The sequence below is a fragment of the Nitrospiria bacterium genome (assembly GCA_036397255.1).
Classification (GTDB): domain Bacteria; phylum Nitrospirota; class Nitrospiria; order DASWJH01; family DASWJH01; genus DASWJH01.
This window is the reverse complement of the sequence record DASWJH010000008.1, coordinates 1-6,267: the sequence shown is the minus strand read 5'-3', so window position 1 is coordinate 6,267 and position 6,267 is coordinate 1. Positions and strand designations below refer to the sequence as shown.

Here is a 6,267-nt window from a genome sequence, read left to right as displayed (position 1 = left end):
CGTCCACCAATCGCCTGATTTTTTCCATCCGGCAATCTTGCCAGATTTCTTGCCTACCATAAACACCTTTTTCTATCGTGAAAAAGCAACGTTACGACATCCAACCCTTAAAATTTTACCCACTCACTTCCACGATGAGCCTTATTTATTTTATTGCTTTCAAATTTGGAAATAGTTACCCTTTTTATAAATAACTATACAATTCCCTTTAATTTGGAAAAAAGAAAGGGCTCTTCAGATGGTTAATTATTTTTGGTTTTTTCTTGCTGCTTTTTTTGAAATTTTTGGTTGTTATGCCTTTTGGATATGGTGGCGGTTAGATAAAAGCTTTTTATGGATTCTACCAGGGGTATTAAGCTTAGCTCTTTTTGCCTTTGTACTGACGCGGGTTGAGGTGCCATTTGCGGGGAGAGCCTACGCGGCGTACGGGGGGATTTACATCATTTCGTCTTTATTGTGGTTAACCGTGGTTGAAGGGACAAAACCTTTTTGGTCGGATTATATGGGAATGGTCTTATGTTTAGCCGGAGCTTCGGTTATATTATTCGGCCCTCGTCTAATGGGCCATTAATTTAAAAATAGATGACGGTACAAACCCCGTTGGGATGGAAAAATATGAGAAACCCAAGGAAAATTAAAAAAACCTTTAAAAGCAAACCCACCATTGAAGGTGCAGGCGTACGTTTAAAGAGGGTTTTCGGAAATTCTGAAGTTCCTCAATTTGATCCTTTCCTCCTTATGGATGATTTTCATTCGAGGAATCCCGATGACTATATCAAAGGATTTCCTTGGCACCCACACCGCGGGATTGAAACCATTACCTATGTCCTTCACGGCGAAGTGGAGCATGGGGACAGTATGGGTAATAAAGGGATCATTCATTCCGGGGACATTCAATGGATGACGGCGGGGAGCGGTATCATCCATCAAGAAATGCCAAAAGTTCATGGTGACGGTTTAATGTGGGGTTTTCAATTATGGGCCAATCTTCCCTCATCCCAAAAAATGATGGCGCCTCGGTATCGGGAGGTCCGGAGTCATCAAATCCCGGAGGTAAAGTTGGAGAACGGTGGAATGGTAAAAGTTGTTTGTGGGAAAGTTGAGGGAGTTCATGGCCCTGTGAAAGATATTGTCATTGATCCCGATTACCTGGATGTGTCCCTTCCTTCGGATTCAGGTTTCAAACATCCTGTGAAAGAAGGATATACGGTATTTGCCTATTTGCTACAGGGAAAAGGCTGTTTTGATTCGGAAGGTGGAGCCCTCATTGAACCTGAAACTTTGGTTGCTTTTGGGGATGGGGACTGCCTTTCTATTTTGGCTGGAGAAGGGGGGATGCGATTCCTATTGGTCTCAGGGAAACCGATTGGAGAACCAGTGGCTTGGTATGGGCCGATAGTTATGAATACTCAGGAAGAACTTAAAACTGCTTTTGAGGAATATCAATTGGGGACGTTTCTTAAACAGGCCAAGACATAGGTGAGGGCTGAGAAATTAAACCATGAACCGACCCACAATATTTTCGACTACTGAAAGGATAAAGGAACCCATTTAAACCATGGTTGAGATGAAAGCAAATTTATGGGAAAACTTTAAAAAAATGCCCCTCATTTTAAAATTTTTGACCATTCATGCACTGGCATGCCTTTTTTTCCTTGTAAGCTCTATTTTTCCTCATAATTCTTTTTCGGTGGAGGGAAGAGCGGTTTCATTTTTAGAATGGTGGACCAGCGGTGCTGGGATGCTTGCCTCTATTTTTGGGATTCTTTTGCCCCTTTCCGGGTTTTTGCTAATAAAAAGGGCCCCATTGGCTAGGTTATTTTACCTTAGCTCTATGTTCATTGGTTTTTTTTCTCCCATGTTTTTTTTGGATGGTTCAAAATATCCTTCGGTTTATTACCTTTCAAGTTTAGCCATTGTTCTCCTAATTGCCGGGTATTTATTTTTTGGGAAAACCTCCAAGGAATATTTCACTTCCAAGGAGGGCCTTCATGCCTCCGCTTGAATTTCAGGCTCCTATCCTAAAAGAAGAAAAACCTGCAGAGGGTAAGGATATTTTAACCGTATCATTAAGGGTTTTAAGTTTTATCAAATGATTTTCTGTTTAATTTCAAAATTTGGCCCTTCCTTTTAAAAATGGAAATTCTTTTGAAAAAGTCTTTTTATTATATTTTTATAGCTGCTTTTCTAATCTTAAGCGGCTGTGCGGAAGATGATTCCAAAGAGATCTATATTCCCGCAAAAAATTATCAGGAGGCCCTTTATATATGGATTCAGGATCCGGAAGGAGGGGAAATTCGGGAAAATAAATGGTATCAAATTAAAGCGCAACGCCATGGGGGCCCGTGGAAAAAGGTTAAATTCTCTACATTGAAAAAAGGGGATTGCTGGATAGAGCTGCCCTCCCCAGAAATCGAAGAAAATATTGAGAATAATGTTCGATGGATTTCAACCCCCACTTTTGGGGCAACATTTGATATTCCAGAGCTTCCTCAAACTCAAGGAAGAAGGGTTCGCTTTGAAAAGCAGGGAATTTATCAGTTAAAAGCGGAATCACCAACCCGGTGTAAAGGCCCTATGACAAGCAATGTCCTTCGTGTTCATGTAAAACCAGAGAAAGAGGAGAAGAAATGAGTGCCCAACCCCAAAAAGAACCCCCCCCCTTTTATTATCCATCCAAACCGCCAAAGCAAATCAACAGACTGCTGCTTTGAATACGGCCATTGAGTTGGACCTTTTTACCGCTATTTCGGAAGGCAACCGAACCGTTAAGGCCCTTGCAGAAAAGTGTCAGGTTTCCCATAGGGGGGTGCGCATTTTAGCCAACTTTCTTACAAAAATTGGTTTTTTAGAGAAAAAAAGAGATGAATACGGTTTGACATTGGATTCAAAAATTTTTTGTGATCGAAGGTCTCCCGCTTATTTGCGAGAAACATTAGCATTTTTGCTGTCTTCCCCTTTAATAGAGGGTTTCAATGGCCTCACCCAAGCCGTGCGTAAAGGGGGAACTTCTCTTGAACAAGAAGGGACCGTGACCGATGATCATCCCGAGTGGGTTACCTTTGCCCGGGCAATGATTCCATTAATGGCCGGACCCGCAAAATGGATTTCTCAATATGTAACTCAAGGGAAAAAAAGTCCGATGAAAGTGCTGGATATTGCGGCCGGCCATGGCCTGTTTGGCATTGAAATCGCTAAAGCAAACCCCAGCGCAAAAATCGTTGCGGTTGATTGGCCCAATGTATTAGCCTTGGCAGAAGGAAATGCTAAAACAGCAGGAGTTTTTGATCGATATGAAAGCATGAGAGGTAATGCATTCCAATTGGACTTTGGAATGGGTTATGACCTTGTCCTATTAACAAACTTTCTTCATCATTTTGACCCAGAAACATGTGAAAATTTATTGCGTAAATTATATGCCTCTTTGAATTAAGGGGGACGAGTGACCACACTTGAATTTGTCCCGAATGAAGACCGAGTTTCTCCAGACTCATCGGATTTTGCTATTTTAATGCTGGCAACCACCCAAGCGGTGGATGCTTATACTTTTAAAGATCTTGACCGGATGTTTAAAAATTCCGGATTTCAACGAAGTGAGATTTTTGCCGTGCCTCAATCCCAACAGCATCTGGTTATTACCTGTAAATAAACTGATGAGAAAAGTTTGGATTTGGGGGCAATGTGGTTTCCGGATAATTTTATCTTTTATTTTGGGAGGGCTTTAAAGTGGGTGAGGCCATTGAACAATTGAAGAAAGAGCATGAGGCAATAAAAAAAATGCTTCTGATTTTGGAGAAGGTTTGTGAGAAAATAGAAAAAGGAGAAAAGGTTCATTCAAAACATTTAACCCAAATTTTAGAGTTTTTTAAAATTTTCGCGGACAAATGCCACCATGGAAAGGAAGAGGAAATTCTTTTTCCCTCTTTGGAGTACGCCGGGATACCCAAAGAAGGGGGCCCCCTTGGGGTGATGCTTAATGAACATGAACTGATGAGGGGATATGTAAGAGGATGGGAAGGTGCATTTGAAAACTATCAAAAGGGAGATCCTGAGGCTCCGAAAAAAATCCTCCAGTTTGCAGTTCCCTATATTTCTACATTAAGGCTGCATATCGATAAGGAAAATAATGTCCTTTTTAGAATGGCAGAAATGCATCTTTCAATCGAAGAAGAGAAAGAGCTGATGGAGCGTTTTGAAAAGACCGAAATAGAAAAAATCGGTAAAGGAAAGCATGAAGAGTTTCACAGGGTCCTTGAACACTTAGAGGAAATATACCTTTAAGAGGCTTCGGCTTCTCCCTAAAAATAGGGTAAGACAGAAGGACTTCTTTCTTTTAAATAGAATGATGTCCTGGATAAATTTGAGTCAGGAATTAAAGTAGATTTTCACCTTTCCTATTTGGATTACCGCTTTTTCCTCCCTTTTGGGCATCAATGGGATTTTAGTTTAATTTTAGGGAAGAATTTTTTGTTGGGTATCCCAACCCCCAGTTCTGGATTTTTCCTTCCCCAAGTTAAGGATTGTTTTTAACTTCAAAAGGGTTGTATAGTTTAAATGTTAATGAAATTCCTGAACCAAAAATTTAAACTTTTTCTTTTGTTTTTCCTTCTATTGATTTTATTGGGTTGTTCATCTTCAAGGCCAAAACCAGAGCCCCAAAAACCCCCGCCGGTTCCCCAAGCCTCACAGTCCAAAGGAAAAACCATTGGGCGTAATTTTATATCCGAAGCCTTAAACCAATTTCAATTTGTAAAAGATCCTGAGGTCACTAAACTGGTTCAGGATATTGGAAGAAAAATTGTGCAGGGGGAGGGATCTAACCCCGATAATTTTCGATTTTTGGTTGTCCGGGGGTCCCCTTCCAATGCGTTTGCCGTTCCGGGTGGTTACATTTTTGTTTTTGACAGTCTGCTTTCAAAATTTAAAAATCCTGAAGAACTTGCGGGGGTTTTAGCTCACGAAATTGCTCATGTGGAAAGGAATCATTTCTTCCAGGATCAATCAAAAATTCTTGCGGCAAACCTTGCTGCTATTGTTGCCATTCTTCTTTCGGGTGGGGAACCCGCCGTGGCCGCAGGAGGATTAGCCGCCGCAGCAGATCTGCAACTCCGCTACAGCCGTGAAAATGAAGCTGAGGCCGATGCCTATGCGGTTGCCTACCTTCAGAAAGCGGGCTTTAACCCAAATGCTCTTAAGGATTCGCTTCAAACCATTGCATTCTACGATCGGTTCAGTAGTTTTGACATCCCAATTTATTTTTCTACCCATCCCAGCCTAACGGATAGGCAAGGGCATTTAGAACTGATGCTTGGAAAAAATTTTGAACAAAAAGAATATTTCAAATACCCGGTTGATTGGCAAAGAATTCAAGTGAGTTTAATGGCCGGGCAACGTCCCATCATGGAAATGACAACCCTTGTCGGAGGACTTGAAGGAGAGAAAAAGGATAAAGAAAGGGAAAATTATTTAAAAGGGGTAGGGTTTCTCAAAGCGGGCCGCTGTCCTGAAGCGGTTCTTGAATATCAGGAGGCAATCAATCTTCAGCCCAATTCAGCGGTGTATTTTGGGGACATGGCGTATTGCTTACTTCAAATGCAGGAAGTGGATCGTGCTAAAGCAACAGCAGATGAAGCCCTAAAAATTGATCCCAAAGAGCCCATGGCCCTCATTGTAAGGGGAAACGTCCTGCTTCATAAGGGACAGGCCCGTTTGGCAATCCCTTTTTTTAAAAAAGCTTTGGAAAGTCGAACCACTGATCATTTATTAAATCTCCATTTGGCGCAGGCATACGGAAAAATTGGGGAAAAGCTTTTGGAAGCCTATCATATGGGCCGTTTTTTCCGTTTGGACCTAAAACCAAGGGAAGCCCTATCCCAATTTTACCAGGCCCAGGACCTGGTGATCCCAGGGACCGATCTTTCTTTTAAAATTAAAAAGGAAATTAGTGACTTAATAAATCGGGGGATATAAAACCATGATATTTTTTTCTATATTCTTCTGTTAGGGAAAACGATTTTAATTTAAATTTAAGGCTCATCGTGGAAGTGAGTGGGTAAATTTTGTCATTAGCCGCCTGTCCGGCGAGCACTTGCAGGCAGGGGAAAGCGGAAATCCAGGCCCTTCCCATCATTCCCGCGAAAGCGGGAATCCGATATGGTTGACATACGTCAAGAAGGAAAAAGTATCCTGTCCCCTTTTTCACGGGGTCCTGGTTTGACGATGAATCCAGGACACAAGCAGAGACGGGACCGATGATGCGACGTTTGA

9 protein-coding genes are annotated in these 6,267 nt (G+C 41.7%); 8 read left to right on the top strand and 1 reads right to left on the bottom strand.

All coding sequences use genetic code 11. From position 1 onward, the window contains the following. Positions 1-238 precede the first annotated feature (238 nt). From VGB26_01185 to VGB26_01150, 8 genes are all read left to right on the top strand, one after another. Positions 239-571, top strand: coding sequence for a YnfA family protein (locus VGB26_01185; protein ID HEX9756394.1), 333 nt, complete (start codon positions 239-241; stop codon positions 569-571). 44 nt (positions 572-615) lie between these two features. Next, on the top strand, positions 616-1,479 hold the full coding sequence (locus VGB26_01180; protein HEX9756393.1) for a pirin family protein: 864 nt from the start codon (positions 616-618) through the stop codon (positions 1,477-1,479). Positions 1,480-1,600: 121 nt separating this feature from the next. Continuing rightward, positions 1,601-2,005, top strand: coding sequence for a hypothetical protein (locus tag VGB26_01175; protein HEX9756392.1), 405 nt, complete (start codon positions 1,601-1,603; stop codon positions 2,003-2,005). A 143-nt stretch (positions 2,006-2,148) separates the two neighbouring features. After that, a complete protein-coding gene (locus VGB26_01170) occupies positions 2,149-2,634 on the top strand; it encodes a hypothetical protein (protein ID HEX9756391.1) in 486 nt (161 codons plus the stop codon). 40 nt (positions 2,635-2,674) lie between these two features. Next, positions 2,675-3,433, top strand: coding sequence for a class I SAM-dependent methyltransferase (locus VGB26_01165; protein HEX9756390.1), 759 nt, complete (start codon positions 2,675-2,677; stop codon positions 3,431-3,433). Positions 3,434-3,442: 9 nt separating this feature from the next. Next, positions 3,443-3,649, top strand: a complete 207-nt coding sequence (locus VGB26_01160; GenBank protein ID HEX9756389.1) for a hypothetical protein — start codon at positions 3,443-3,445, stop codon at positions 3,647-3,649. A 77-nt stretch (positions 3,650-3,726) separates the two neighbouring features. After that, positions 3,727-4,281: a hemerythrin domain-containing protein gene (locus VGB26_01155; GenBank protein ID HEX9756388.1), complete on the top strand. Its 555-nt coding sequence runs from the start codon at positions 3,727-3,729 to the stop codon at positions 4,279-4,281. A 273-nt stretch (positions 4,282-4,554) separates the two neighbouring features. After that, positions 4,555-5,970: a M48 family metalloprotease gene (locus VGB26_01150; protein HEX9756387.1), complete on the top strand. Its 1,416-nt coding sequence runs from the start codon at positions 4,555-4,557 to the stop codon at positions 5,968-5,970. Here the strand turns inward: VGB26_01150 and VGB26_01145 are convergent. After that, positions 5,942-6,267 (bottom strand): hypothetical protein (locus VGB26_01145; protein ID HEX9756386.1); only part of this gene is annotated, 326 nt, incomplete at its 5' end. The genes VGB26_01150 and VGB26_01145 overlap by 29 nt on opposite strands.

Bases quoted from the DNA above. Each gene is read 5' to 3' on its own strand.
- VGB26_01175 (HEX9756392.1), top strand. From the start codon at position 1,601: ATGCCCCTCATTTTAAAATTTTTGACCATTCATGCACTGGCATGCCTT.
- VGB26_01180 (HEX9756393.1), top strand. From the start codon at position 616: ATGAGAAACCCAAGGAAAATTAAAAAAACCTTTAAAAGCAAACCCACC.
- VGB26_01185 (HEX9756394.1), top strand. From the start codon at position 239: ATGGTTAATTATTTTTGGTTTTTTCTTGCTGCTTTTTTTGAAATTTTT.
- VGB26_01150 (HEX9756387.1), top strand. From the start codon at position 4,555: ATGTTAATGAAATTCCTGAACCAAAAATTTAAACTTTTTCTTTTGTTT.